The 25,661-nt window shown below is 45.1% G+C and carries 20 protein-coding genes; 11 read left to right on the top strand and 9 right to left on the bottom strand.

All coding sequences use genetic code 11. The features are described 5' to 3' along the window. Nucleotides 1-81 precede the first annotated feature (81 nt). The gene (locus tag J4N45_RS24835) at nucleotides 82-351 is read left to right on the top strand and encodes a hypothetical protein (RefSeq protein ID WP_042470066.1); all 270 of its coding nucleotides are present in this window, start codon (nucleotides 82-84) and stop codon (nucleotides 349-351) included. A 142-nt stretch (nucleotides 352-493) separates the two neighbouring features. Here J4N45_RS24835 and J4N45_RS24830 read toward each other — a convergent pair whose 3' ends face one another. Next, nucleotides 494-1,774, bottom strand: coding sequence for a serine hydrolase domain-containing protein (locus J4N45_RS24830; RefSeq protein WP_252015207.1), 1,281 nt, complete (start codon nucleotides 1,772-1,774; stop codon nucleotides 494-496). Nucleotides 1,775-1,799: 25 nt separating this feature from the next. After that, nucleotides 1,800-3,437: an acetolactate synthase large subunit gene (locus J4N45_RS24825; RefSeq protein WP_252015205.1), complete on the bottom strand. Its 1,638-nt coding sequence runs from the start codon at nucleotides 3,435-3,437 to the stop codon at nucleotides 1,800-1,802. Nucleotides 3,438-3,676: 239 nt separating this feature from the next. Here J4N45_RS24825 and J4N45_RS24820 point away from each other — a divergent pair, with 239 nt between their 5' ends. The 3 genes from J4N45_RS24820 (at nucleotide 3,677) to J4N45_RS24810 (ending at nucleotide 6,177) form a co-directional block, all read left to right on the top strand. After that, on the top strand, nucleotides 3,677-4,876 hold the full coding sequence (locus J4N45_RS24820; protein ID WP_252015203.1) for an aconitase X: 1,200 nt from the start codon (nucleotides 3,677-3,679) through the stop codon (nucleotides 4,874-4,876). 15 nt (nucleotides 4,877-4,891) lie between these two features. Further along, complete coding sequence (locus J4N45_RS24815) at nucleotides 4,892-5,335, top strand: aconitase X swivel domain-containing protein (protein WP_252015201.1); 444 nt, start codon at nucleotides 4,892-4,894, stop codon at nucleotides 5,333-5,335. 275 nt (nucleotides 5,336-5,610) lie between these two features. Then, on the top strand, nucleotides 5,611-6,177 hold the full coding sequence (locus tag J4N45_RS24810) for a GNAT family N-acetyltransferase (protein ID WP_252015198.1): 567 nt from the start codon (nucleotides 5,611-5,613) through the stop codon (nucleotides 6,175-6,177). On the opposite strand, the gene J4N45_RS24805 is transcribed toward J4N45_RS24810, so the two are convergent. Then, nucleotides 6,158-7,936 carry an ABC transporter ATP-binding protein/permease gene (locus J4N45_RS24805; RefSeq protein WP_252015196.1) on the bottom strand — a complete coding sequence of 593 codons (1,779 nt, stop codon included), beginning with the start codon at nucleotides 7,934-7,936 and terminating at the stop codon, nucleotides 6,158-6,160. The genes J4N45_RS24810 and J4N45_RS24805 overlap by 20 nt on opposite strands. A 143-nt stretch (nucleotides 7,937-8,079) precedes the next feature. Here J4N45_RS24805 and J4N45_RS24800 point away from each other — a divergent pair, with 143 nt between their 5' ends. Then, nucleotides 8,080-10,641: a glycoside hydrolase family 3 protein gene (locus J4N45_RS24800; RefSeq protein ID WP_252015195.1), complete on the top strand. Its 2,562-nt coding sequence runs from the start codon at nucleotides 8,080-8,082 to the stop codon at nucleotides 10,639-10,641. A 185-nt stretch (nucleotides 10,642-10,826) separates the two neighbouring features. On the opposite strand, the gene J4N45_RS24795 is transcribed toward J4N45_RS24800, so the two are convergent. Beyond that, nucleotides 10,827-11,714: a LysR family transcriptional regulator gene (locus tag J4N45_RS24795; RefSeq protein WP_252015193.1), complete on the bottom strand. Its 888-nt coding sequence runs from the start codon at nucleotides 11,712-11,714 to the stop codon at nucleotides 10,827-10,829. 195 nt (nucleotides 11,715-11,909) lie between these two features. On the opposite strand from J4N45_RS24795, the gene J4N45_RS24790 reads away from it, so the two are divergent. After that, a complete protein-coding gene (locus J4N45_RS24790; protein WP_252015191.1) occupies nucleotides 11,910-12,980 on the top strand; it encodes a linear amide C-N hydrolase in 1,071 nt (356 codons plus the stop codon). Nucleotides 12,981-13,138: 158 nt separating this feature from the next. Here J4N45_RS24790 and J4N45_RS24785 read toward each other — a convergent pair whose 3' ends face one another. The 3 genes from J4N45_RS24785 to J4N45_RS24775 form a co-directional block, all read right to left on the bottom strand. Further along, the gene (locus J4N45_RS24785) at nucleotides 13,139-13,537 is read right to left on the bottom strand and encodes a hypothetical protein (RefSeq protein ID WP_252015189.1); all 399 of its coding nucleotides are present in this window, start codon (nucleotides 13,535-13,537) and stop codon (nucleotides 13,139-13,141) included. Nucleotides 13,538-14,620: 1,083 nt separating this feature from the next. Next, nucleotides 14,621-15,100, bottom strand: coding sequence for a YehS family protein (locus tag J4N45_RS24780; protein WP_128650333.1), 480 nt, complete (start codon nucleotides 15,098-15,100; stop codon nucleotides 14,621-14,623). A 293-nt stretch (nucleotides 15,101-15,393) separates the two neighbouring features. Then, entirely contained in the window at nucleotides 15,394-16,290 is an 897-nt protein-coding gene (locus J4N45_RS24775; protein ID WP_252015187.1) for a LysR family transcriptional regulator, read from the bottom strand. 134 nt (nucleotides 16,291-16,424) lie between these two features. Here J4N45_RS24775 and J4N45_RS24770 point away from each other — a divergent pair, with 134 nt between their 5' ends. Beyond that, nucleotides 16,425-16,850 carry a PACE efflux transporter gene (locus J4N45_RS24770; RefSeq protein ID WP_252015185.1) on the top strand — a complete coding sequence of 142 codons (426 nt, stop codon included), beginning with the start codon at nucleotides 16,425-16,427 and terminating at the stop codon, nucleotides 16,848-16,850. Between the two features lie 77 nt (nucleotides 16,851-16,927). Here J4N45_RS24770 and J4N45_RS24765 read toward each other — a convergent pair whose 3' ends face one another. Both J4N45_RS24765 and J4N45_RS24760 read right to left on the bottom strand, forming a co-directional pair. Beyond that, nucleotides 16,928-19,705, bottom strand: coding sequence for a glycoside hydrolase family 3 protein (locus tag J4N45_RS24765; protein ID WP_252015183.1), 2,778 nt, complete (start codon nucleotides 19,703-19,705; stop codon nucleotides 16,928-16,930). A gap of 50 nt (nucleotides 19,706-19,755) precedes the next feature. Then, nucleotides 19,756-20,511: a transporter substrate-binding domain-containing protein gene (locus tag J4N45_RS24760; RefSeq protein ID WP_252015180.1), complete on the bottom strand. Its 756-nt coding sequence runs from the start codon at nucleotides 20,509-20,511 to the stop codon at nucleotides 19,756-19,758. A 523-nt stretch (nucleotides 20,512-21,034) separates the two neighbouring features. On the opposite strand from J4N45_RS24760, the gene J4N45_RS24755 reads away from it, so the two are divergent. Genes J4N45_RS24755 through J4N45_RS24740 form a run of 4 tightly spaced genes read left to right on the top strand, consistent with a single transcriptional unit; the run spans nucleotide 21,035 to nucleotide 25,655 of the window. Next, complete coding sequence (locus J4N45_RS24755; protein ID WP_252015178.1) at nucleotides 21,035-22,678, top strand: ABC transporter substrate-binding protein; 1,644 nt, start codon at nucleotides 21,035-21,037, stop codon at nucleotides 22,676-22,678. 51 nt (nucleotides 22,679-22,729) lie between these two features. Further along, nucleotides 22,730-23,704 carry an ABC transporter permease gene (locus tag J4N45_RS24750; RefSeq protein ID WP_042470078.1) on the top strand — a complete coding sequence of 325 codons (975 nt, stop codon included), beginning with the start codon at nucleotides 22,730-22,732 and terminating at the stop codon, nucleotides 23,702-23,704. Nucleotides 23,705-23,712: 8 nt separating this feature from the next. Further along, the gene (locus J4N45_RS24745; protein ID WP_042470079.1) at nucleotides 23,713-24,705 is read left to right on the top strand and encodes an ABC transporter permease; all 993 of its coding nucleotides are present in this window, start codon (nucleotides 23,713-23,715) and stop codon (nucleotides 24,703-24,705) included. Further along, nucleotides 24,702-25,655 carry an ABC transporter ATP-binding protein gene (locus J4N45_RS24740; RefSeq protein ID WP_042470081.1) on the top strand — a complete coding sequence of 318 codons (954 nt, stop codon included), beginning with the start codon at nucleotides 24,702-24,704 and terminating at the stop codon, nucleotides 25,653-25,655. Before J4N45_RS24745 ends, J4N45_RS24740 begins: the two co-directional genes overlap by 4 nt. The last annotated feature ends 6 nt before the right edge of the window (nucleotides 25,656-25,661 follow it).

Genomic DNA, 25,661 nt, shown 5'->3' with positions numbered 1-25,661 from the left:
TTTCGAACAATTGACTCGCGGGACCCATGAAAATGGCTATTCTTACTAGTATAAAAACTCTAAATAACAAAGGAGAAAGACATGGATTGTTGCTCACTTGCCATCTCAATGGACATTAACGGAAGTAAAATAGTGCTTGCGTGGGGACCAAACAAAACCACGCAGCAATGTATCGATGAATATCACGCTATCAGCGCTGACCTCAATGCAAAGACCTACCTGTTAACATTAAAAGACCACAAAGATGCCTCGTTAGAAAAGCCAATCAGCAGCGAAAAGGCGAGTACTTTAATGGCTGAGTGGCATGACATTCAAAGTGGTCTTAATCAAGATTTGGATATCCATTGGTAATCGGTGTAGGTGAATAACTTCTGATCATTTAAGCCCATTACACAGCTAAAAAAAAGCATTCCACTAGAGTGGAATGCTTGTGTATGAAAGTCACATCATTATGTGCGATATCAAGTTTTACTGAGTATTGATTACTAAGCAACTACATGAAGTGACGAGCGATCTCACGAGCATAGCTCTCTTCTTGATTACTACCATCGCCAGTTGAGAAAAATGCGACCACAAGGTCCTTCTCTGGAGAGATGTAGACACCTTGTCCTCCGACACCTGCTTTGAACAAGTCACCATCGTCAAAAATAGTGTCGAACATATATCCGTTCTTAAGATCTTTGTCGTTATAGAATGAGTTTTGCATCATTTTGCCGACATACCCACCACCAAAGGCTGCAGGATCGCCAGAATCTTGAATGATCTTAACCACGTCAGAAGAGATATGCGCGGTGCCAAGCTTTTCACCTGATGGCGTCAGTAACATGCCAAACTTAGCCATATCCTCTAAGGTAGAGTTCATCGAAAAGAACATTAAAGGGTATCCGCCTTTTGGTGACACAACGGTATACGCATCATTATTGGCTCCCATATGCTTCCAAATATCATCACTAAGAATCTCGTTGAAAGGTAAGCCGCGAACATTCTCGACAATACGAGAAAGAATGAATGTGTTTATCGAATTATATTCAAAGGTTTGTCCGCCTTTCGTTCTTCGCTTCATCTCTGCTAGAACTTCCAAAGGCATTTTCTGACTCTCGCCTTCAAATACACCAATAGAAACAATCCACTTAAAAAACGGCTGGTCTGGGTTGGTACGTGAATCGGCAGTGGGTTCATCGTGCTCGGTCGCATTTAGACCTGTGGCCTGGTTAGCAACCTCAATCACTTTCACTGTATCCCAAACCGATCCTTTTAGCTCTGGAATGTACTTGGAAACAACGTCGTCAGGGTCTACCTTGCCACTATTGACGAGTTTTGCTAACTCAATGCCAGCTGTGATTTTCGAATTTGAAAACCAGTTGTGCTTGTCAGTTTTACGCATAGTGTTATAGCGCTCAAACACTATTTTTCCGTCTTTGATGACTAGGAAGCCATCGACAGGGTTGCTATCTAAGTGCTCATTCAGTGTTTTAGTTTCACCTTTGACGGTAGCTTTGATCTTGCCAATGTCGTCATTGAGCTTATAAGGGAGGTTAACCACCTCACCATCACGCTCAATCATTGCAGTAGGGTAAAAACGACTTAAGTTTTGCCAAGCAAATGCGGCTTGTTCAATAGGAAACTGAAGTTTTACTCGGTTTCCTTGTTCAGAGAAAAACTCGTGAATGTCGTAAACTTCTTTGTTGGTTGTGTCGGCATTCACAATGTTCTCCGCGAAGGTTGCGCCTGATGTCATTAGGGCGCTGATTGATAATGCTAGTAGTTTTTTCATGATAGGACTCTCAAGTTCTAATTGATTACTCAGCGCGTAGCTTCTGGCTATGCTCTTTTACTGCATCAATAAAAGGTTGAGTGTTCTGTTTGACGTTTACCTCTATTAATCTAGGGCCTTTGTGGGCAATAGCTTTACTAAGCTCATCATGAAGAGCCTCATTGGTGTGAACTGAAACGGAAGAGATGCCCTGACTTTGTCCCATTTGTACCCAGTCAATCGATGGGTCATCGAGTTTCAGCATAGAGAGCATTTTTTCATTGGCCTCGTCATCGCGCACTCTTGCGAGCTCAACGTTAAGAATAGCGTACTCATCATTTTTAAGAATCAAGATGGTGACGTCACAGTTTTCACGTGCAATTGACCATAACCCTTGGTTGGTGTACATAGCACTACCATCGGCTTGTAAAAGAACTGTTTTTCGGTTAGGACAAGCAATTGAAGCTCCCAGCGCAACCGGAATGCCACCACCAATAGCTGCACCATTTGAAGCGTAGAGGTAATCATGGCTCGCGGCACCATCTAGCTCTGGCAGGATAGTAGCGCCCATAGTGTTTGATTCATCAACCAAGATAGAGTTTTGTTTCATCAATAGATTAAGAGTTTGGCCTACTGATTGAGCGGTAATGTCTCCTGTAGGTAAAGTTGGCTCTACTCTTTGCTGTAGTTCAATTGGTTGTTGTTGCGCATCTAGCTCAGTCACCAATTGGTCAAGAGCATCTAAAATGTCGTGTTCATGACTAGCAAAATCGATAACTTCGCAATCAGAAGGGATCTTGAGCGTTGGCATTTTGAAGTAACCGAAGGTTGCAACAGGTTTGAGCGCACCAATGAGAATCACTTGCTCGTAGCCTTTGAAAAAATCGAGTGCAAGGTCAACCAGGTAAGGAACCTGCGGTATAGTCACTGTACCTTCCCCTTGTGCCATGCGAGCCGCCATTGTCTCTGACATGAGTTGTGCTCCAGTCTTACTTGCAACTTTTGCTGCCAGTTCCAGACCTCTATGAGATAGAGCAATTGTTCCGCCAAGGATAATAGCTGTCTTTGAACCGCGGTTTAGACGTGCAACTATATCGTTAATCGTGTTTTCACTAACTTTAAGCGTCTCAGCTTCCGTCTGAACAGAGGGTACTCCGGAGATTTCCTCCCAATGAAAGTTTGTTGGGGCAACCAGTGTTGAGATCTTGCCGTTTTTCGACTTAGCGACGGTCACTGCCTCAATACCACTACGTACTAGGTCATCAGCAGAGCGTGCTTCATGTGTCCAGTGAGAGACGACACGAGCGAGATCAGTAATTTTGCCACCAATCATTTCATGTTCTGGGAAGTTGTGCTGGTGATATGCGGCATTAGCGCCAACGATATTTACCATTGGTGTGTTAGCACGACCAGCATTATGCAAATTGGCAATACTGTTAGCGAAGCCTCCACCAACATGCAGCATGGTAAAGGCTGGTTTGCCCGTCATTCGAGCATAGCCATCTGCAGCGCCTGTTACTGTGTTCTCTTGTAAACACAAAATGGGACGTACGTTTTCAGATTTTCCTACTTCGTAAACTAGCTGCATCTCCGAAGTTCCCGGGTTTGCAAAGCATGTGTCGAGGCCAGCGTCGCTTAGCACCTTAAATAGCCCTTGTGCACCATTCATCTTTGATTCACTCATTTCAATTCCTATTTCTCGTTGATTAAAGGCAATGAATACCGTTGAACTTCGAGTCTATAGAGCTGAAAGGATTAACAGTAATCCATTTTGATGGATCAAATCATTCATGTTAGGAGGATAAGATCTAGATATGAATGCCTTCGTCCATCAAAAGCGATTATTAAGTATTGCAAGGCTCTCCTAAGATTCAATGCGCAGCAAAACGCTGCAATTAATCAACTGAATGAAAAGGTGGAAGTATGTATGTAAGCAAATACAAGAGATCCGAAATCAAACTGGATGATGAACAGCAAAGTATCTTAGCGGGTGAGCAAGGTGAGATGGTTGCTAAGTGTTTTAAGACAATGATCGATATTGGTGAAACGATGGGGGCGACTCGTATGGTTCCAACTACGTTTGGCCATATCACAGGTACGTTTGCCCTTGCGCCGTTCAAAGGTTATTACGAGCTGCTAGATCGCTTAGTTGCTGATGGTTGCAAAGTAAAAGTGCCAACAACAACTAACCCACATCCGGGTCGAGATTTCTCCTTTATTAATCGCAAGTTGTATCGACCGCAGATCCACCATGAGCACTGTATGAAAGAGCTTGGTGTAATTCAAAACTACTCTTGTGCAGCATACTTTGAAGAGAATATGCCGGAGTTCGGTTCGATTGGCGCGTGTGGTGAGTCATCTGTTGTTGTGTATATGAATTCGGTATTTGGCGCTAGAACCAACATTTGGGGAGTTTTGACCGACTTCTATCAGTCTATTAGCGGTTTTACTCCAGAATTTGGTTTGTTGTTAGACGAAAATCGAGTAGGGGAAGTGCTGTTTGATATCAGCGGTCTAAAGAATCCAGATCCTGATGCACTAGGTCTATTCATTGGCAAAAATACTGTAGATCGTACCCCAGTGCTAACTCATCATGACTTTGATAAATACCAGTTAAAGCATCTCCTATCTGCCGCTAACTCGACTGGTGCAGCCAGACTTGTCCATATTGAGGGTGTCACACCTGAGGCTCCGGATCTTAAAACTGCCTTTGATGGAAACAAACCAAAAGAAATCGTCAAAGTGACGCAAGCGGACCTTGATGCGATGCGAGCAACTAAGTCTGTTTTGGATAAGACGGATGTTATTGTCTATGGCTGCCCGCAAATGACACTTAAAGAAGTGTTGGATCTTGCACCTAACTTCATCGGTAAGTTTGTCAAGAAGCGTACATTATTCAGTATGATGCCACGCGATTTTGAACTGCTACAAAACTATCCTCAGTTCGAACAACTTCAGCTTGCAGGCGTGGAAATTGTTCCAGCATGCCCTTTAACTTACTTAACCGCACGTGAGAAGTCGTTGAACAATGTGCTAACCGATAGTGGTAAATTGCACTATTACCTAGCTGGCGCTCAATTCGCTACCACTGAAGACACACTTCGTGTCGCAGGCGTAAAATAAATAGGAGATAATGAAATGTCTAAAATGATTGGTAAAGGCGGTGTTCTAGTTTCTGGCTCGGTAACTGGCCCTGTTCTTATCTCCGACAAAGGTTTTAACGGTGTGGCTGCTTGGACGAAAGAAGAGAACTTCCAAGAAGGTCACCAAGCAGTATGTTACGACTGGCAACACCCTTGGAATGGTATCGACTTAGCAGGCAAGATTCTAATCTTTCCAGCGGAGGTTGGCTCTACTCACGCGCCCCTTCCTTACATCGATTTAGTGCGAAATCAGAACGGTCCTTTAGCGGTGATTGTTCAAAATCCTGACCCATTGGTGGCGATCGGAATTTTTATTTCTCGAGAGTGGTATGGCCCTTCCATTCCTCTCATTGAATTTCCTTTCGATATTTTGCGATCAGAACTAAAAGATGGTGACTTAATCGAAATCGAAGAGGATGGAACAATAACTCTTCTTTAAAATACCTGTCTCGCCTTGATTTTTGTTGTGGATCAAGGTGAGCTTTCTTTATATGTATGAGTTTGATTTTGTGTTTTACTAGCACACAAAGAATTGAGGTTCGAACCCGATATATGAACGGTGTACCGACCGATATTTGATACAAGCTCTGCGCTAAAACAATGAATTACCTATTTTGTTACCAGCGTTAGGAAGATAGATAGAATAGAAATTGTTTAGCGGACGAGTTGATTGATATAGTGTGTCGAAGTATATGTATTTATTAGGGAAGTCGCATGTTCACACTAAAAGTAGACAGGGACTTATCGCTGGCGTTGGTACAGCCGAGTTTTGCCGCTCGGTATCATGAGATTGTTACCCATGAACGTGATTATCTTTCACAATGGCTAGCCTGGCCGCCACACGCAGAAGATGAAGCGTTTTTCCTAAGCTTTATAAGGCAGTCTTTACATGACTATGCCGATGGAAAATCCATGACCTGCGCGATGATTTATCAAGATGAGGTCGTTGGAAACATCAGTTTTAACACCATAGATTCGTCATTGAAAAGAGTCGAGATAGGCTATTGGCTGAGCCAGTCTGTGCAGGGGCGCGGCATCGTCACGCGAGCTGTCTCAAAACTCATCGACATAGCGTTCTTAGAGCTAAAAATGGAGAAGGTTCAGATCTCGGCGGCAAGTGAGAATGAGCCGAGCCGAGCGGTGTGCGAGAGACTTGGTTTTACTCTTGAAGGTATTATTACATGTGCCGAAAACTTAAATGGTCGAGTCGTTGACCATGCTATCTATGGGTTGTCACATCAAGCATGGTTCGAGGGTAGAGTTAGCTCGTCAAGTGTTTAAACTGCAGGTCGACGAGCCTTCGATATAGCTCGCACGTCTGTAGAAGTTCTCGGTGATTTCCTTTATCGATCAGGCGACCATGATCAAGTACCGCAATTTGGTCGGCATGCTGAATGGTGGATAAGCGGTGCGCGATGATGATGGTTGTGCGACCTTGCATTAGCTCGTCCAGTGCCTGTTGAACGTGATGTTCGCTTTCGCTATCTAGGGCGCTGGTGGCTTCATCCAATAATAAGATCTTTGGATCTTTGAGTATGGCTCTAGCAATGGCAATACGTTGACGTTGTCCGCCCGAGAGTCGTACTCCTCGCTCTCCCAAAAAGCTGCCGTAATCATCAGGCAAATTCATAATAAAGTCGTGCGCATGCGCCTTTTTTGCGGCTTCAATCACCTCTTCGTCAGTGGCGGTTGGGTTGCCATATCGAATGTTATGGAACACATCATTACTAAACAGTGCAGGCTGCTGCGGAACCAAGGCCATCTGTTTGCGAAGCTCAAGTGGATCGAAACGTTTAATATCAACACCGCCAAGCGTGACTTGTCCGCTTTCTGGGTCGTAGAATCGTTGCATCAGTTCGAATAAGGTTGTTTTACCTGCTCCAGATGGTCCCACAAGCGCGAGCACTTTCCCTTCTTCAGCAACTAGATCAAGAGATTCGACCGCCGCTTGTGTTGGTCTAGAAGGGTAGTGGAAGACCACCTGATTGAAGGCAATTTCTGGGCGTAATGAATCAGGGGAGAGCACCTCCTCCGATGGTGCCGTGATGTGGCTTTCCACCTGCAGGATCTCAATTAATCGCTCGGTTGCGCCAGCAGCTCGTTGTAGCTCTCCCAATACTTCAGAAATAGTAGCGAGAGAGGATGCAACCATAATAGCGTAAAACACAAATGCCCCCAAATCGCCTGCTGACATAACGCCATTGATCACGTCACTGCCGCCTACCCACAACATGCCTGCGATTGCGCTAAAGACGATCACGATGACACCAGAGATGAGAATTGCGCGCTGTTTTACTCGTCGTCGACCTATCTCATAAGCGCGTTCTACTTCAGTGGCGAACGAAGCGCGCTCTTGCGCTTCAAAGCTGTAGCTTTGTACCGTCTTAATATGCTCAATGGCTTCTCCCGCATAGCTTCCCACATCTGCCATTGAGTCTTGGCTTTGTCTTGAAAGAGCTCGAACTCGTCTGCCATAAAACAAAATAGGAACTAAAATAAATGGCACGGAGGCAAGAACAATGAGCGTTAGTTTGATATTGGTCGCAAATAGCATGACGATGGCACCTACGCACATCAACGCGCTACGCATCGCCATGGAAAAAGACGAGCCGATGATGCTTTGCAGTAGCGTCGTGTCTGTGGTGATGCGAGACATGATGTCGCCGCTGCCATTGGTTTCAAAGTAGCTTGGGTGCAGCGTAATAATGTGGTCAAACACGGCTTGACGAATGTCGGCACTCACGCGTTCGCCAACCGATGAGACTAAGTAGAAGCGAAAAAAGGTGCCAATCGAAATGCATAATGTGATGACCAGAATAAACTGGATAGCGTTTTCAAGGTCGGACAGAGATTGCTGCGTGAATCCTTGGTCTATTAGGATTCGAACACCATGACCGACAGAGAGCGTCAGCCCTGCGGTAACGATTAAAGCGATGAGCGCCGCAAACACCTTCATACGATAGGGTCGAATAAAGGCGAGTAGCTCAATCAAGATCCCCAAGTTTTTGCGTTGTTGTTTTGTCTCGGAGGGAGTCTGCATGTTTTGCCCTTTAAGATTCGCTATCTGTGATGGATGTCAAAGGAGAAATGACAATAGGAAAAGCATCCGCACATAACTTAGGACGCTAGTTATCTAAAGTACTGTAAAGTATAGAGTATACCTAATGTAAATAGGAAATAGATATGCACCACTCACTGCCACACTTCGAAGATTGGCCGCGCATTGATTCTGCGATTAAGCAAGACCCCTTGATTGAGACTGAGGTGGCTAGACTGGTTTCTCTGATGACAATCGAAGAGAAGCTAGGCCAAATGATTCAGCCTGATCTTCGAGGAGTCACGCTCGAATTGGCAAAGCAGTATAAACTCGGCTCCATATTGAACGGAGGAGGCGCGTGGCCGAATGAGAACAAGCGGGCAAGTGCGAGTGAGTGGGTGTCGCTTGCCGATGATCTTTGGCACGCGGTAGAGGAAGCGTATCGCGACCGTCCATTCAGAATTCCTTTTATGTGGGCGACGGATGCCGTCCATGGACACAACAATGTCTTCTCAGCGACCGTTTTTCCGCACAATATTGGCTTGGGAGCCGCTCGGGATCCTGAACTGATTGAGAAAATAGGCGTCATTACAGCCAGAGAGGTCGCGGTAACGGGGTTGGATTGGACATTTGCTCCTACGGTTGCCGTCCCCAGAAATCTAAGATGGGGCAGAGTCTATGAAGGTTACTCAGAGGACCCTGAAATTACCTATCTGTATGCGTCAAGAATGGTCAAAGGTCTTCAGGGGACGACAGAAGAGCTAAAAGGCGACCAACGCGTTATCTCTAACGTGAAGCATTGGGTCGGAGATGGCGGAACGTTTGAGGGGGAGGATAGGGGTAGAAATCATTATGATGAATCTTCGCTTCGCAATATTCATGCAATGGGCTATTTCAGTGGATTAGAAGCTGGTGCTCAAGTGGTGATGTCTTCTTTCAATTCTTGGGTCAATCTTGCTAACTACGATCACTCTCCACAAGACGGTGAAGTCTATAATCACAAAATCCATGGCAGTCGCTATCTCATTGACGACGTACTCAAAAGAAAAATGGGATTCGATGGCTTTGTCGTCACGGATTGGCATGGTCATGCTGAAGTCAGTAAGTGTTCTGATGGCGACGCGACATACGCTATCAATGCAGGTAACGACGTAATGATGGTACCTGTCTATGAACACTGGATAGCGGTGTACGAAAAGGCATTAGCGGATATTAAATCTGGCGTCATACCCATGAGTCGTGTTGATGATGCGGTGACGCGTATTCTCAGAGTGAAAATGCGTGCGGGACTTTGGGATAAGCCTTGTCCATCAAAGCGCGCGCTCGCGGGTAAGCAAAACGTACTAGGTGCTCCAGAGCATAGATCTGTCGCGCGTGAGGCCGTTCGTAAATCTTTGGTATTGTTAAAAAATGAAGGGCAAATCTTGCCGCTGCACCCCGATCAACGCGTTATTCTTACAGGAAGCGGAGCGGATGATATTCAAAAGCAATCCGGAGGTTGGAACCTAACATGGCAGGGCGATGAGAACAGCTTAGCTGACTTCCCCGGTGCGACGACGGTTAAAATGGCATTGATCGAAGAGCTTGGCCGTGACAATGTCACTTATAGCCCGTCGCTAGATGTACCACTTTCAAAACAAGATGTCGCTATCGTTGTCATTGGTGAAGACCCATACGCTGAGATGATGGGAGATATCAAACCATGGCAGACGTTGGAGTTTGCCAAGCTAAAACGCAGTTATCGTAAAGATGCCGAGAAGATCCGTCTGCTTCACCAACACGGAGTGCGCGTGATTACGATTTTATTCAGCGGTCGTCCTCTTTATCTCAATGAGGAGATAGCAAAATCAGACGCTTTCGTTGCTGCTTGGCTACCAGGCAGTGAAGGTGCGGGGATTACTGATGTGCTGATTGCCGATGACGCGGGTAACTCAAGATTCGATTTTCAAGGGACGCTATCTTACAGCTGGCCCAATACCAAATTAGGCGCGATGGTCAGTCGCCAACCATTACATATCCCAGACTATGATGTTCCAGAGTTTGAACAGTGTTCGAACGGTGAGCATCGACCTCTGTTTGAATACGGTTACGGGCTTAATTACTCGGATAAACTGCAAACACGGGATCTCACCAATATTCCTCTCGATAGAACTAATGAGCTTGCGGGATCTGCAGACGTGAATACCGAGCACTTGTACGGTGTGAGGGCGTCTATTGGTGACTATCAAATGAAAGTAGAAGGTGGCGATCATTCTGAGGGGGAAAACGTTTCACGTAATAACGCCCTTCAACTTAGTGCAATTGCTACAAAACCCTATAACTACCAACAGCAGCAAGATGCCGTTCACGTGAACTTTCTGGGTGGAGATGCAACGCTAACAATGGCAACTGGTGATCAAGAGCCTGAAGACTTTGCTCAGTTCTATGAGTCTGGCAGTATCGCGTTTGATGTAAAAGTCATTTCACCATGTAGCGAGCTAGTCTATTTCTTCATTGAGAGTCAAAGTAATGTGGTTTGTAGCAAGTTCACCAAGTTAGACATAACCGAACAGCTTCACACCAATGACGAGTTTAAAACCGTGGTGATTCCAGTGACTTCGGTTGTTTCGAATTCGGCAGCGTTAAAACAAATTCAAACCCCTTTTGGCATCGAGACCACAGGGACGCTTGATGTGGTGATCGCGAACATACGCTGGCAACGTGAATAGGTTGTCACTTGGTACTGCCGTTGGACAACAAAGTTTGAAACTCACTTTTGGACAAAACCTTGTTAGCGTAACTACTTAAATTGGAAAATTATGGATAACTTTTTGTATTAGAACTTCAACTAGTGGACTGTAGATTCCCAATGGTGCTGCTCACTTGAATTAGCTTACCGTGATGATCAAAGGGATTACCTATTAGGTAGCTTTGCTAACTCGTCAATCACATAGTTCATCACCGCATTTCGAGGTTTCGCCGTGAGCCAGCTAATTTCAGTGGACCACTGATTTGCTCGCTCGGATGCCGTGGGTGAAATATACATTTCATTAAGTTCACCAGTTGCAATATCTTTTTGGCAAATAAACTCGGGCAGCATCGCCCATGCCTTGGTATGTTTTAGCAGTTCACTGGTATTACGTAAGTTATTACTGTAGATCGTTCGTGAACTAAGATTGTGGGTCTCTTCACGTGCTATCTGTTTCATGAATAATGCCGATACCTGTAGCATTCCCCTTACTTCTTCTAATGAAACCAACTTTTCTCGACAATCTAACTGTGGTGATGCAGCAAACACCACATTGAATGAGTAACCATCGGCCAAAGTCAATTCATGATGTCCACTAAATAACGCTATACCAAAGCCGATGTCTGCCTGTTCACTCAGAACATGACTTCGCACTTGCATGGGATCAACAGCAAGGATCTTGAGTTCAATTGACGGAAACTCTATGATCAGCTTCGCCCAGATATTAGCAATATCTGCTCCCATCAAATCACTGTCAACAGCAACAGTGAAGCTGGATGGTAAGCCCGACAATAAACTGTTCGCTTTCACATCAAGTAGATCACACTCTCTGATAACCGACTGAGCATAACGATAGATTTCTGTACCTTCACTCGTTATCTCTAGAGAGCGCGGTTTACGAGTGAACAGCTCCATTCCCAGTTCAGCCTCTAAATTAGCAATAAGCCCACTCACTGTGGATTTGTGTTTACCCAATCTAACACTCGCTTGTTTGAAACTACCGCTGTCTACTGTTTCTACAAATGCGTTCAGTTGCTCCAACGTAACAGCCATACCTTTTACCTTTGATTAGAGATGCCTTGAAATCAATATAACATAAGGTAGGTGTTATGCCGCCCTTGGGGTCGTTAAGGTTTTAGTTAAACTCCGACATAATGCACACATCAACGGCAAGACGAAAAAGAAAACACTTTTACCGACTGCCCCGAATTAAAACTCAACTGAGTAATCAATAGTAGGAAGAATCACATGAAAAACTTCAAACTTAACAAACTAGCAATAGCAGCTATAGCGGCAGCATCACTAGCGACTGTAGCAACAACTGCAAACGCATGTTCTCGTCTAATCATGGACGGTGGTGAAACTCACGGTGTTACTGTAGCTCGTTCGTTTGACTGGGGTGGCTCTGAACTGCAATCTATCGCAAAAGCATACCCAGCAGGTGTTGCTGTTGAAGCTTACGATGTACCAGAGTACAAAAATGCGGCTTCTTGGACTGTTAAACACCACACAGTTGATTACGTTGAAGTAGAAACATTCCACGGCACGTCTGGCGAAGCAATCAACGACAAAGGTTTATCTGCTTCTATCCTTTACCAAAACCCATCAGTTGAGTTCATCAAAGATGCAGCAGACAACGGTACTCCAGCAGTACACATGTCTCAAATCGTTAATTACCTTGCTACTCAGTTCGCAACGGTTGAAGAAGCAGTTAAAGCGTTCGAAGCAGGTGAGTTCCAAACAGCTTGGAAAACCGGTATCGGCGGCCACCAGCACGGTTTCCACTTCTCTGTTCAAGATAAGTCTGGCGACATCGCGCTATTCCAATTAAACGAAGGCGGCGAAATGCGTGTTCACCGTGGTGACATCAACAGTGACTTACGTGTAATGGCGAACATGCCTCTACGTCAAGATATCCTAGCTCACGCAGAAAACTTTGACCTAGACAAAGCAGAAGAGCTACCTAGCGACATCAGTTCTCCTTCTCGCTACCTGCGTGGTTACCATGTAACAGCGAATGCTAAGCTAGATCCTAAAGCGGACTGGGTTGATACTCGCGGTAAAATGAAGGGTATCTTCGACTTTGGTAACAAGATTCCTCAAGACCTAGTTGACCCAACTAACGACTATTCTTATGCGACTTGGGAAACGTTCGTCTACAGTCTAGAGACAGGTGACACAACATACTACAACGAAGGCAATGGTTCACAGCTAGACATCAACTTCGCTGATACACTGGCCTTCACTAAAACTATGTGTTCAGACATGTTCCAACAAGCACGCGCTGGTGAGAAAATCACTTGGGGTGAGTGTAAGTAATTTTGCTCAATACCAAACATTCAAATAGCTCGTGTACATCGCGCGAGCTATTCTCAATGTATCTCTCTGCCTGCATCTATCCTTCTTCCAGTTTCGAGTAATGTGCCAAGGAGGCACATTTTGCCATGAATTACTTTTTGTATCTAAAGACTCGAAAATTATTTGAAGTAATGAAGTGAACCGAAGCTCATAAAGGGGCAGCTCGAGTAGACACGTGTATATGGCTCACTCCTAAATTTATAAGGAGCGGTCATGCTTAGTAAGTCTTTGAGCCGAAGGTGTGGCAATGTTTTCTCACTACGTTTCAATGAGTAGTCGGGGAAAAAATCTAAGACTCTTTGCTCAACGCTTTTGATATACCCCTGCTCAAGCGCCACACCAAACAGCATCGAGACAATACTTTTGGTTACAGAGGAAATGTGTATCGGGGTTTGGTTGGAAAAGTCAGAGGCAAAATATTCGATTGCCACCTCGCCATATCGAGTGGCTATCAGTCCCTTGATATTTGGATATTGGTCATTGATCAACTGCTCTATCGACTCGTCTATATTGTGCATTTTGTTTAATTATTCCGTTGCAAATGAGGCAAAGGCTAACCAAACGATTTTTAAAATTAAATGCCAAAAGCAAAAACCAATACTCTCATTTTAATTCCAAGGCGGCAGGTCACAAAAATTTGAAAATGTAATCTGATATTGAATGTTTCAGAAATGGAAATACCATATATTGAACGTCCCCTGAATACAGTATTTTGTGCCCCTCTCTTTAGGTATCAATCAGGTCTATACATTCCCAAAAGACATAGAGCTTTTTTGCTTTAGAAGATATTCCCCAGTATCAATCACCATGTACAACTCAATCTAACTAATCCGCCTTCTCATTAATACGATTTATCAGTGAACCAAAGTTCACTCCATTCATTGGGGGGATAGATCATGTCTATCATCTGCAAGCACCATATCGATTTAGTCAAACGTAAAGAGGCTTGCCTATGCATACAACCATCGATTCAACACTGCGGACTGTTATTGAGAGCTATGGCCTACCGAATCATGACCTAGACCAATGCAACCAAGACTGGTTTCCTGGTAATTGGTGGTACTCGACTACTGAGTCATCCATATCTAAAACCGAGGAAAACGGTGTTGCACATATAATACGTATAGATTCAAAGATATGCAGACTCTTCCCTTACTTAACTCTGCAAATGGTAAGAACCTGTGTGCGGCATGACGGAAAACGCGAAAAGGTAACCTCAAAGGTATGGCGTTGGGCTCTCTCTCAAGTCGGTAAAGAGGCGTTCTTACCTGCGTTCCAACAGAAAATAACGAGGTGATTATGGAGTACTTAGGTTATCTGGTTATAACGTTCCTTCTAGGAGTCCCATTCATCTTCGGTAAACATAAAAAGGATGACGAATGAACGAAATCAACCAAGACCTACACCTTTTAGGAACCGCATAGATGATAAGGTCTATGCCCAAATTTCATAACGAGCCAAAACGAATTATCGTTGCAAAGACAAAAAGTAGACGTGATTGTGAAGCTCTAATATCGGTCTTTAACATGATAAAAGCGAGTAGCCAAATAAAATGGCTCTCGCTTTTTTAGTCAATTATCAGGTTCGATTCGAGATAAAAACTACCCAGTAAACTCTTCAGAATCGGGACGATTGGTAAACTGCACACCATTTAAGAAGTCGCACAGCAGTTGGTCTTCACACTGTTTATAGTTTTTGTTGTTTGGCTTGCGGAAATATGCACCAATTTCGTATTTACTTAAACTAATACCAACCACTTCTAGTACGTCCAACACGTCTTCTGCTTTCATGTCTAGCGCAATGCGCAGCTTCATGAAAATCATGTTGTTGGTCAACGAGACTTCTGGCTTAGGTTGCTCGCCGTCTTTTTTTCCTCGCTTGAGGTTGATAAAGCCATTTAAGAATACCGCTAACTCTTGATCTTTCATCTTAACGTAAGATTTGTCGCTTTCATCTTTTAACCAGTTTGCCACTTTATCGTGAGCCACAGTGACTTCGGCCTGCCCGAAAGCTTTCATTATCTGTGCGTTTTTAAGGTTTAACGCGTGTTGGATACGACGTAAAATTTCGTTGTTAGTCACTAGGGATTCCTAAAATGAGTTCTAAGGGTGAATAAAAATCCATCAATCACATGCGATCTGTGGGTGTCTTTATTCAATAGCGTAGTTGACGGTGACTCTAACAGAGAACACGTTTCTTCGGTAGGATAAAAAATGGAAATGAGACGGCCTATTCGAACTAGTTGGCTAAGTGGGTAAGACCCCACTTTCATAGACACTATGCTAATTAGGAGAAGTAGGTCAAATCACGACAAAAAGCATCGAAAAGCTTCGGACTTTATTGTCAAGTTTCAAGCTTTGATGTTCACCTGCAGCTACTTCCAGTGGTCGTTAACAAATTGGTGTTTTTGCAATAACCCAATAAGCTCTGAAAGCACTGGACCGTTGGCATGTCGACGGGAGACTAAACAACCGACCGTCGTCACCCAGCCACTTTTCTCATGCGCAACGGGTAGGGCGATGAGCTTCCCGTCTTGTATGGGCTGTTTAACCAACATCTCAGGTAGGTTTGACCAGCCGATTCCCTGCAATACCATGTCTACAAGGTTTTGATGAGTGTTCGCATACCAAACATTGGTGCTGATGCCGTAAGTAAACCAAAGCTCTTCTTTGTTCGAACTACGATGTACGCATTGGCGATACGCTTTGAGGTCAGAATCTTTAACTATGGGCAGTGTTACTAGGGCGTGATCAGGAGCGACAACCGTCAGAAATCTCGCTTGTCCGAGCACGAAGAAATCCATATCCACTCGCAACTCACCGTCGGCATAGACGATGCCTATCTGCGCAACTTCGTCTCGAACCAATTGTTCGACATCAAACGTAGAGGCAGTGATGATTTCGAAGTTGGTAACAGGATATTGGTTTGCGAGAGGAGCAAGAATGGAGAGCAGAGTTTTGCTCATCAAGCTTTCGTCGACGGCAATCACCAGCTCATGCTCATAATCGTTCGCCAAGGAATCCACTTTCTGATCAAAATACTGTTGCTGGTGAAGTATTGAGCGGGCTATCGGCAATAACGCTCTGCCGCTGTCAGTCAGTTCAGGCGTATTTTTCTCTCGACTGAATAGGGTTTGGTCAATCGCGATTTCTAAGTTTGATACGGCCTGGCTAACGCCCGATTGTGCTCGACCTAGTTTGCGTGCTGCGGCTGAGAAAGAGCCGTATTCGCACACGGCAACAAAGACTTTAAGCTGTTCGAAACTGTACATAGCGATTCCAAATCACAGATTTATTTCAAAGGTATCACGATATGTGATAGCTGTTAACTTTCTATCTAATTTTAGCTAGGCATAATCACTGTCAATTCAATATTAAACAAAGAACAGAAAATGAGGAGTTGAAAATGGGAGTACTTGAAAGAGTCTTTCATTCAGTATTGTTTGAAGTGTTAGCGGTGAGCTTATCTATTGCGGGTTTGGCCATTTTTACTGATCATGATGTCACTCGACTATCAGGGACCATGATTGTTATCGCGACAATGGCGATGTGTTGGAATTATATCTTCAATCTTATCTTCGACTACTTCGTTAAGGGTGAGCGTGTAGAACGAACCGTGATGGTTCGCGTTGTTCACGTGCTACTGTTTGAAGCGGGACTATTGATAGCCACAGTTCCCGTCATGGCGTATATGTTAGGTGTAAATTTATGGCAGGCGTTTTTGATGGATATTGGCGTGACCATTTTTGTTACCGTCTACGCATTCTTGTTTAACTTAACGTATGACCATATCCGACTGTGGGTGATCAATCATCGTCAGGCAACAGTCTAGTTGATGGCGATAGTATCTACAGATGTAAAAAGGGCTAATCCATGGATTAGCCCTTTTTGATTGAGTGCAAATTGTGACTATTTGATTTCACTAAACGCAATGTGGTGTAGAGTGAGTCCTGGTTTTACAAAAGCAACGCCAACGTCATACCAACCCGTTTCTAGATCGACGATCAAGCCATCAATATCTGTGATTGCTCCATCCGTTCCGTTGGTGGACAGCGACATACTGTACTCACCATTGAAACTTAAGCTGCAAGATGACTGTGCGAGCTCGTTGCGATCGTAGCTCACTTGGATGCTCACTAGATACTTGGCGGCTTTTTCTACATTGATCACTACAGAGGTATCGCTTGACGTCGCAAGCTTCACAGGTTGTTCTATGGTATGCGATGGCTCTTCTGGTGCCTGTTGCTTTGCGGTAAATGGTTTAACCGGGTTATACCTCTCGATAGGGCGCTGCATAGCCGGTGTGTTGATTAAGAATCGGCAGATATTCATAGCACTGCGCTGCAGCTCTCCAAGCGTGAGCGTACCGGATTCTAGTGCAGCTAGCGTGTCATCTTTCATGGCATTGCGCTCAGCGCCATCGTTATCGACAACCATATACAAATCGTTTTGAGCGCGAACCATGTAAGAGGTATATGTCTTCGCTTCGTCACCACCGTGCACAGGGTGGTTCATTTTTGCCCACCAGTCAGACATTACGATGCCGTCAAAGCCCCACTCTCCTCGTAGAATGGAAGTGTTAAGATCGTAATTTGACGCCCCCCAGTGACCATTGATTGGGTTATAAGATGTCATGATAGTCGTAGCACCACCATGTTTGACCGCGAGCTCGAAAGGCTTGATGTGCACTTCGCGAAGAGCACGCTCAGACATGACGCTGTCGACATCAAATCGCGATGTTTCTTGATCGTTTGAAGCAAAGTGCTTAATTGTGCCCGATACACCAGCTTTCTTTAAGCCGCCTACTTGAGCTGCAGCTATAGAGCCAGTCAGTAATGGGTCTTCAGAGAAGTACTCAAAGTTGCGCCCATTAAGCGGGTGGCGGTGAATATTGATTCCAGGCCCAAGTAGAGTATCGATGTTGTAGCTTTGTAGCTCACCACCAACTAGGTAGAACAGGTGTTCATTAAGTTCGGTGTTCCACGTACAACCCAGCAAAGTGCCAATCGGTACTTGCGTGGCTTTATGACCGCTATCCATACGTATGCCAGAAGGCCCATCTGCTGCTGCGGCTACTGGAATACCTAAATCGAAAAGTGCATCACTAACGCCGCCAAATGCTGCTGCAGTCCCCGGTGTTACTTTCGGGCTACACATGCCTTCACCACGGACAATGGTGGCCAACATGGCTGGAGTGAACTGAGCTACAAATGAACTCATTGATGCAGAGCCTGAGGCGACATCTTTGAGTTTAATACCCGTGTCACCTGTGATTTCGATATCGACTGGTAGCCTTTCTGAAATACGCGTTTCCATGCAAATCGAACGAGTCGGGACGGATTCGTGCTCGATGGCGTAAGGCAGAGCATTACTTGTAGCTGCGGGCTTTATGCGCTGGAAAGGAGTGACAGGGGCGGCGGATTCAGATAACTGTTCGATCACCTGTAACGTGTCGACATCAAACGAGGCATCAATGAGAGTAGCTTCGCGAACACTGCCACCCACATGGAAGTGATAGCGACCAGCTTCCAAAACGTAGCAAGATTTATAACCAGTGCACCCTGAGTCGTCATAAGACGCAAGAGCAGACACTGGTACAATAATGCGCATCAGCTCTGACTCATTGGGAGCCAGCGTTTTTGATTTTCCAAAACCCGCGAGAACTCGTGCAGGTTTGCCAAGCTTACCCTGTGGTGCTTCAACGTAGATTTGTACCACCTCTTTTCCGCGGTGCGTATCACCGACATTGGTCACTTCTACGTGGAAATGAATGGCTCTGTTCTTGCCTGAGCCCTCAATTGAAGAGGATACAAATTTTCGAGTGAAGCTTGTGTAACTTAGGCCTTCACCGAAGGCATAGCGTACAGCATCAGGCTTAAAGGTAGAAAAGTAGCGGTAACCCAGATAGATGTCTTCGCAGTAAAGGTTTTGATCACTATTACCGAAGTTAGCATGAGAAGGGTAGTCAACTAGCTGTTTAGCGATGGTGTCTGCTAATTTTCCGCTTGGTGACACATCGCCTGATAATACATCAGCAAGCGCGTGTCCTCCTTCCATTCCCGCTGCCCAGCTGTAAAGAATCGCCTTAATTGAATCCGCGTTCTCCATGCTGTCAACCCAAGACATATCGATGATGTTAGTGACGTTTAGAACAACAATGACCTTGTCGAATTGCGCGCACACTTTGTGCAGCATGTCATATTCGGTTTCGGTGAGACGATAGCTGCCAGATTCGTCGGCATTGTCTTGATCTTCACCAGCTGTGCGACCGATAAACACGATGGCATAGTCACTTTGTTTACGTGCTTGTGAAACGACTTCGCTTGAAAGTGGCATTTCCTCTTGATACCAAGGTTCAGCTGCCCAGCCACCGCCACCATCGTCAAATGGGTGTTGCTCTAGCCAGGTTTGATAGATGGATACTAAGTCCATGTTTACCTGGATACATGGATGAGCGGAGAGCCCTTCGAGCGCATTGACACTGTATGGAACATTGACTGCGCCACCAGAGCCTGTGCCGCTGCGTACAGTATCGATTTGGCATCGACCAAATAGTGAGACTCTACTCATTGACGGTAGTGGAAGAGTGTTGTCGGTGTTCTTAAGTAAAACAATCCCTTCGGTCGCAGCTTGGCGACTGACAGGGGCAAGAGCTTGTCTTGCCGATTCGATGGTAGTCAGGGGCATAAATGAATTCCAATTCCTATTTTTGTTGGTTGTTATCGTTGGTATGAGAGTTAAATAAAAGGGTTCTCGAGCAAAAGTCGCTCGCGTTGCGCTAAGTGCAACGTGTTCTCGATCTCAGAAAAATAGCGCTGGTAGAGGGCTTCATACTCACCGCTAGCAAGGACAATTTCACAGCCTGTCTGCAACCTTTGAGCAAGCTCGGGATTGTCCGCGTTGATGTAGAAAACGAGAGGGAAGGGGTATTCGATCATCACGCCACCCACTAGGCTAATGGGGTATTGATTAGCCACCCGACTTTCAAACACTTCGAGCGCTTCATTGGCACCAAAGCAAACAAAATCAAACTCGCCATCAGTTAGGCGTCTAAAGACGCTATCGAAGTCACCTCGTTCAACGACATTAAAGCCATTTTGACGAAATAGCTCGGCATCAACCCAGGTCTCAGGGACGCCAACAGACATCGACTTAATGGCTTCGGTCGTTGTGAAATCAGCGATTTTGTCGTCACGAGCGAACAGTATTCTTTGCCCAAGCAATTGTTTGGTAACAGAAAGAGCAAGCTCGATAAATCGTTTCCCGGCAAACTTCGCATTGCCTTTTACGGTTACAAGTACATCGCTGCCATTATCTAACACCGCGCCTTCTTGTTCGGCCAAAGGCAGGTCAGTTCTGTCATCAATAATGTTTGTATGTCCGTAGCTATCGGCGGTTGCCGTAAGCAATAAACTCAGCACATCAAACTCAAACTGTTGACGATACGCAGATTTATTGCCGTTCCAAAAACGTACCGATTTTATTGTTGTCACATCTATCACCAAAAGTAAGCGGTTTCTTTTTAGGATAATCAGGATGCTAATGTGGAGATAGTGAGCAGATCACATAACGGAATAATAGTTCCTAAAACTATTATAAGTTACTGTTATTAAAACAATAACGAATCATTATGAGGCGACTATTTGTTCATCTATGCAAGGAGGTTTCTATCTTGAAGAGACTTTTAGGCTTGTTAACCTGTGTTACATCGTTAAAGCGATCACACTTCTAAATATGGAAATATGAGTAGATTAATGCGGTGCTAATACACTGAATTATAAGAGTTAATTTCTCTGTTGTTTTTCTTTTGACCAGTTGTATTTAATTTAAGTTATTGATATTAAAGAATTAATTTTAGTGTGATCAATGCAGGCTTTTTGGGTCTGTATTTTGTTAAATGCGTCGAGACTACTTAGTATTCTGAGAAAGCGCTTTCTTGAGGTGTTACCCCCGAACTTTTTAGTTCCACTTAAATGGAAATCGCTAAACCCGAAAACAAAACTAAAGGATACAGTGATGCAAAAGAAAACATTCATCGCCTCAGTGATTTGTGGTGCATTGTTTACTGGTAGTGCAGTGACTGCGCAAGCGGAAGAAATTAAACAGGGGGGCACCTTGACTGTGCCAATTATCAACACAGGCTTTGTTGATAACTTCAATCCATACACAGTAAAAGATATTTATAACGGCACCATGTTTGAACCATTGATGGTGTTCAACAACATGACTGGAGAAACGCACTGGCGTTTGGCTGAGTCAGCGGACTACTCAGACGATCTTAAGACCATCACGATCAAGCTGAGAGAGGGTCTTAAGTGGTCTGACGGCAGCCCATTAACAGCAGAAGACGTGGCGTTTAGTTTTGAAATGACGCAAAAAGCGCCAGCTTTTGACCTAAAAGGTATTTGGTCTGGCGGTAACCTTAAGAATATCGATGTCGTTGATGCACGCACTTTGAAGGTTAATCTTGCTGAAGCTGACTCGACGTTCCTTTGGAACCTAGCGGACTATCACATTGTTCCTAAGAAAGTGTGGAGCAAAGCAGAAGACCTAACCACGTTTACCAACCCAAATCCAATTGGTAGCGGTCCAATGACGACGGTTAAGTATCTTAAGCCGCAACAAATGGAGCTTTGCCGCAACGAAAACTACTATCTAGAGAATCGTCCTTACCTAGATTGTATGACGTTCCGTTCATACAACGATAACTCTCAAATCCAACCAGCATTGATCAAAGGTGAGATTGATTGGGGCTCAAACTTCATTGCTGATATCGAAAGCACGTTTGTGAAGCAAAACCCTGATAACCACCATTTCTGGTATCCAGCGAATGATGCTATTCATCTTTATGTAAATACGAAGGAAGCGCCATTTGATGATATCCGTGTGCGCCAAGCGCTTTCTATGTCGCTTGATCGCGAAATGATTGTCGATATTGCCGCTTACGGTTACCCAACGGTGAACTACAACGCGGGTGGTATTGGTGAACTATATAAATCAAGTATCGACCAAGGCGTGACAGATAAATATCGCGGCCTGACGACTTACAACCCAGATGAAGCAAAGAAACTACTTGATGCTGCAGGTCTGAAAGACCTCGATGGTGACGGCTACCGTGATATGCCAAACGGCGACAAGTTTGTGTTTGATATCGAGGTAGTAAACGGTTGGACGGACTGGATTCAAGTGGTTCAGATGGCGACTGAGTACTTTGATGAAGTTGGTGTGAAGGCGAACGTTAAGACTGTCGACTGGGCGGTATATGACAAGAACCTTAAAGACAGCAACTACAAGATGTCTATCAACTGGTCAATGGTATCGACTAACCCAATCTTGGCGTACCAAGCATACTTCTCATCAGCTTACGTTGGTAAGATTTGGCACGCAGGTCACGGCGTAAACAGCCCTGAAATCGACGCGCTAATCGATAGCTTCGGCAAAACGGGTGATGCGGTTAAGCAGCAAGAGATCATCTCTGAGCTTCAAGAGTTTACAGCACAAAATCTACCGTTTATTCCGCTGTTCTCTAACGCAACATGGTTCCAATACAACACGAATAAAATCGTTGGTTGGCCAAGTGAAGAAAACCCTTACGTTCAGCCAGTATTTTACGATGGTGGTAAGCGAGTTCTTATCCTAAATAACTTGCACCTTAAGTAAATCGTAACACTTGGGGTCTCGAATGAGGCCCCACATTTAAAAGGTACTGCTATGTCGTTTTTAGCTCGCCGCTTTGGCTTTTATTTCACTGCGTTTCTTATCGCAATTTCGTTTAACTTTATGTTGCCTCGTCTTATGCCTGGTGACCCTGTAGATGCACTATTTGCAGCAGCGCAGGGACGTATGGATCCGGCTCAGATGGATGCTGTTCGCGAAATGTACGGCTTTGTTGATGGCAACGTATTTGTTCAATACATCCATTACATCAAGAGTGTTTTCACGCTCGACCTTGGCCCTTCGGTTCTCATGTTCCCAATTAACGTGTCTGACGTCATCGCAATGGCACTTCCTTGGACCATGTTCCTAGCTCTAGGCTCTCTCATTGTTGCACTCATCATTGGTGTCAGCATTGGTACTTACGCGTCGTATCGCCGCGAAGGCTTCTTTGGTCAGGTTGTACCGCCAGTATTGGCATTTATCAGTAACTTCCCATACATAGTAACCGCACTGCTTTTGTTCTACTTCTTCGGTTTGAAGATGGAGTTACTACCACTTGCGTATACCTACGACCCTTCACTAGAACCAGGTTGGACGTGGGAGTTCATTGCAAGCGTCGCTAAACATGCTGTATTGCCGGTTGGCTCTATGGTGGTGGTCGGAATCGCGACTTGGGTATTCAACATGCGTAACGCCATGATCAACGTATTAGGCGAAGACTATGTGACCATGGCTGAAGCCAAAGGACTGAGTAGCTTCCGCGTGATGTACCGCTATGCAGGTCGTAACGCCATCTTGCCTGTTGCGACGGCTATCGCAATGGCGATTGGTTTCTCATTTGCGGGCTCAATCATGACTGAGGTGGTCTTTAACTACCAAGGTTTGGGTAACATTCTGCTTAAAGGCATCGTTGCTCGTGACTATCCGTTAATCCAAGCCATTCTGCTTATCTTAGTGACCGCAGTTCTGACTGCTAACTTTATCGCCGATCTTCTATACGTTTGGCTAGACCCACGAATTTCCAACTAGGCCGTATTATGGAAAAGTTAATAGACGCGCATAAATATGACCACGAGTCGAAGCTCGCGGTACGAGAATCTGCTTTCTCATGGAAAAACATCAAATCGAAACTAGGTAAGGTATATGCCTTCTTCTATGGCAACCCGCCAGCAATAATCGGAGGATTTCTACTTACCGTTGTTCTTGCTGGAGCCATCTTTGCACCTGCATTGGCAACTCATGATCCAGAACGCCGCGTAGCGCGCCCTCATGTTGCGCCCAACGCTGAGCATGTACTGGGCTCGACACGTAGTGGTCGTGATGTATATAGCCAAGTCCTTTATGGAGCGAGAAAGTCGCTAACCGTAGCCCTCACGGCTGGTGTTATTGCAATGAGTATTGCGGTTTTGGTTGGTGTTTCTTCGGGCTATTTTGGTGGCAAAATCGATGAACGCTTGAACTTTCTTACTAACGTATTTCTGGTGTTTCCACAGCTTCCGTTACTCATAGTATTAGCAGCATTCTTAGGGCAGGTGGGGTCCCTCGTTATTACCGTGTTGCTCGGTATCACCTCCTGGCCGTGGGGCGCGAGGGTGATACGTTCTCAGACAATGGCGATTCGTAATAAGGAGTTCATTATTTCTGCTGAGGTAATGGGTGAGTCAAAGATCCGCATCATTCTTGTTGAGATCTTACCAAACCTAATCTCTATCGTGTTTGGTGGCTTCTTGGGCACAGTTATCTACGCAATGGGCGCTGAGGCTGGCTTGGGTATCCTTGGTCTTGGTGATGCGACAGAAGTGAGCTGGGGTTCAATGCTGTACTGGGCACAAACATCATCGTCACTATACACAGGTGCTTGGTGGGAAATGATGGTTCCAGCAATGGCGCTAGCAATCACAGGTGGTGCATTGGCACTGATCAACATGTCGATTGACCAAGTGAGTAACCCGAAACTTCGTACAGGTCCACACATCAAACTGTGGCACAAACTGAAAAAAGAAGCAGATAAGAAGAGAGGCCTACGATGAGCGCATTACTCGAAATCAATAATCTATGTGTCGACTATGTATCGCCAAACGGCGTTGCTCGCGCGGTCAATAATGTCAGCCTGACTATCAAAGAAGGGGAGACGCTTGGTATTGCTGGTGAGTCTGGTTGCGGTAAAAGTACGCTCGCGTTTGCTATCTCTCGTTTGCACAAAGCACCTGCACTGATTTCAGAAGGTGAAATCCTTTATAAAGGCGAAGACGTGCTGAAAATGAACGACCGCAAATTGCGCCAGTTCCGCTGGAACGATGTGTCTGTCGTGTTTCAAAGTGCTATGAACTCGCTTAACCCTGTAATCACCATCGGCGAGCAGCTAACGGATGTGATCTTGGCTCACAAGAAGATTCCTTACAAGCAAGCCCATGAAAAGGCAGTTGAGCTGCTATCTATTGTTGGGATTCACGGTGACCGCATGGGTAGCTTCCCACACCAATTGAGTGGTGGTATGCGTCAGCGTGTGGTTATTGCCGTAGCACTCGCCCTTGAGCCTAAACTCATCATTATGGATGAACCAACCACGGCACTGGATGTGGTTGTCGAACGTGAAATTCTTAATGAGTTGTATGACCTTAAAACCAAGTTTGGCTTTTCAATTTTGTTCATCAGCCATGACTTGAGCTTGATGGGTGAAATTGCTGACCGAATTGGTGTGATGTACGCAGGTAACCTAATTGAACTGGGTGATGCTCAGCAGGTGTTTGGTGCTCCAGAACATCCATATACCAAAGGCTTGGTAGCGTCATTCCCTACAATTCACGGTCCAAAAGAGCGTCTATACGGCATTCCTGGTAATCCAGTGAACCTACTCGATATCCCGACAGGGTGTAACTTCCAAGCTCGCTGTGGAGAGTGTTTTGAGAAGTGTAAATCGGTAGAGCCTGCGCTCTCTGCTCTGGCGAATGGTCGTCAAGTCTCTTGTCATCTGGTTTAAGGAAGT

Origin of the sequence: Vibrio sp. SCSIO 43140, from assembly GCF_023716585.1 — a bacterium.
GTDB lineage: Bacteria > Pseudomonadota > Gammaproteobacteria > Enterobacterales > Vibrionaceae > Vibrio > Vibrio maritimus_B.
This window is presented reverse-complemented; position numbering and strand designations above follow the sequence as displayed.

Coding starts and splice junctions, on each gene's coding strand:
- J4N45_RS24835 (WP_042470066.1), top strand. CDS start 82: ATGGATTGTTGCTCACTTGCCATCTCAATGGACATTAACGGAAGTAAA.
- J4N45_RS24830 (WP_252015207.1), bottom strand. CDS start 1,774: ATGAAAAAACTACTAGCATTATCAATCAGCGCCCTAATGACATCAGGC.
- J4N45_RS24825 (WP_252015205.1), bottom strand. CDS start 3,437: ATGAGTGAATCAAAGATGAATGGTGCACAAGGGCTATTTAAGGTGCTA.
- J4N45_RS24820 (WP_252015203.1), top strand. CDS start 3,677: ATGTATGTAAGCAAATACAAGAGATCCGAAATCAAACTGGATGATGAA.
- J4N45_RS24815 (WP_252015201.1), top strand. CDS start 4,892: ATGTCTAAAATGATTGGTAAAGGCGGTGTTCTAGTTTCTGGCTCGGTA.
- J4N45_RS24810 (WP_252015198.1), top strand. CDS start 5,611: ATGTTCACACTAAAAGTAGACAGGGACTTATCGCTGGCGTTGGTACAG.
- J4N45_RS24805 (WP_252015196.1), bottom strand. CDS start 7,936: ATGCAGACTCCCTCCGAGACAAAACAACAACGCAAAAACTTGGGGATC.
- J4N45_RS24800 (WP_252015195.1), top strand. CDS start 8,080: ATGCACCACTCACTGCCACACTTCGAAGATTGGCCGCGCATTGATTCT.
- J4N45_RS24795 (WP_252015193.1), bottom strand. CDS start 11,714: ATGGCTGTTACGTTGGAGCAACTGAACGCATTTGTAGAAACAGTAGAC.
- J4N45_RS24790 (WP_252015191.1), top strand. CDS start 11,910: ATGAAAAACTTCAAACTTAACAAACTAGCAATAGCAGCTATAGCGGCA.
- J4N45_RS24785 (WP_252015189.1), bottom strand. CDS start 13,537: ATGCACAATATAGACGAGTCGATAGAGCAGTTGATCAATGACCAATAT.
- J4N45_RS24775 (WP_252015187.1), bottom strand. CDS start 16,290: ATGTACAGTTTCGAACAGCTTAAAGTCTTTGTTGCCGTGTGCGAATAC.
- J4N45_RS24770 (WP_252015185.1), top strand. CDS start 16,425: ATGGGAGTACTTGAAAGAGTCTTTCATTCAGTATTGTTTGAAGTGTTA.
- J4N45_RS24765 (WP_252015183.1), bottom strand. CDS start 19,705: ATGCCCCTGACTACCATCGAATCGGCAAGACAAGCTCTTGCCCCTGTC.
- J4N45_RS24755 (WP_252015178.1), top strand. CDS start 21,035: ATGCAAAAGAAAACATTCATCGCCTCAGTGATTTGTGGTGCATTGTTT.
- J4N45_RS24750 (WP_042470078.1), top strand. CDS start 22,730: ATGTCGTTTTTAGCTCGCCGCTTTGGCTTTTATTTCACTGCGTTTCTT.
- J4N45_RS24745 (WP_042470079.1), top strand. CDS start 23,713: ATGGAAAAGTTAATAGACGCGCATAAATATGACCACGAGTCGAAGCTC.
- J4N45_RS24740 (WP_042470081.1), top strand. CDS start 24,702: ATGAGCGCATTACTCGAAATCAATAATCTATGTGTCGACTATGTATCG.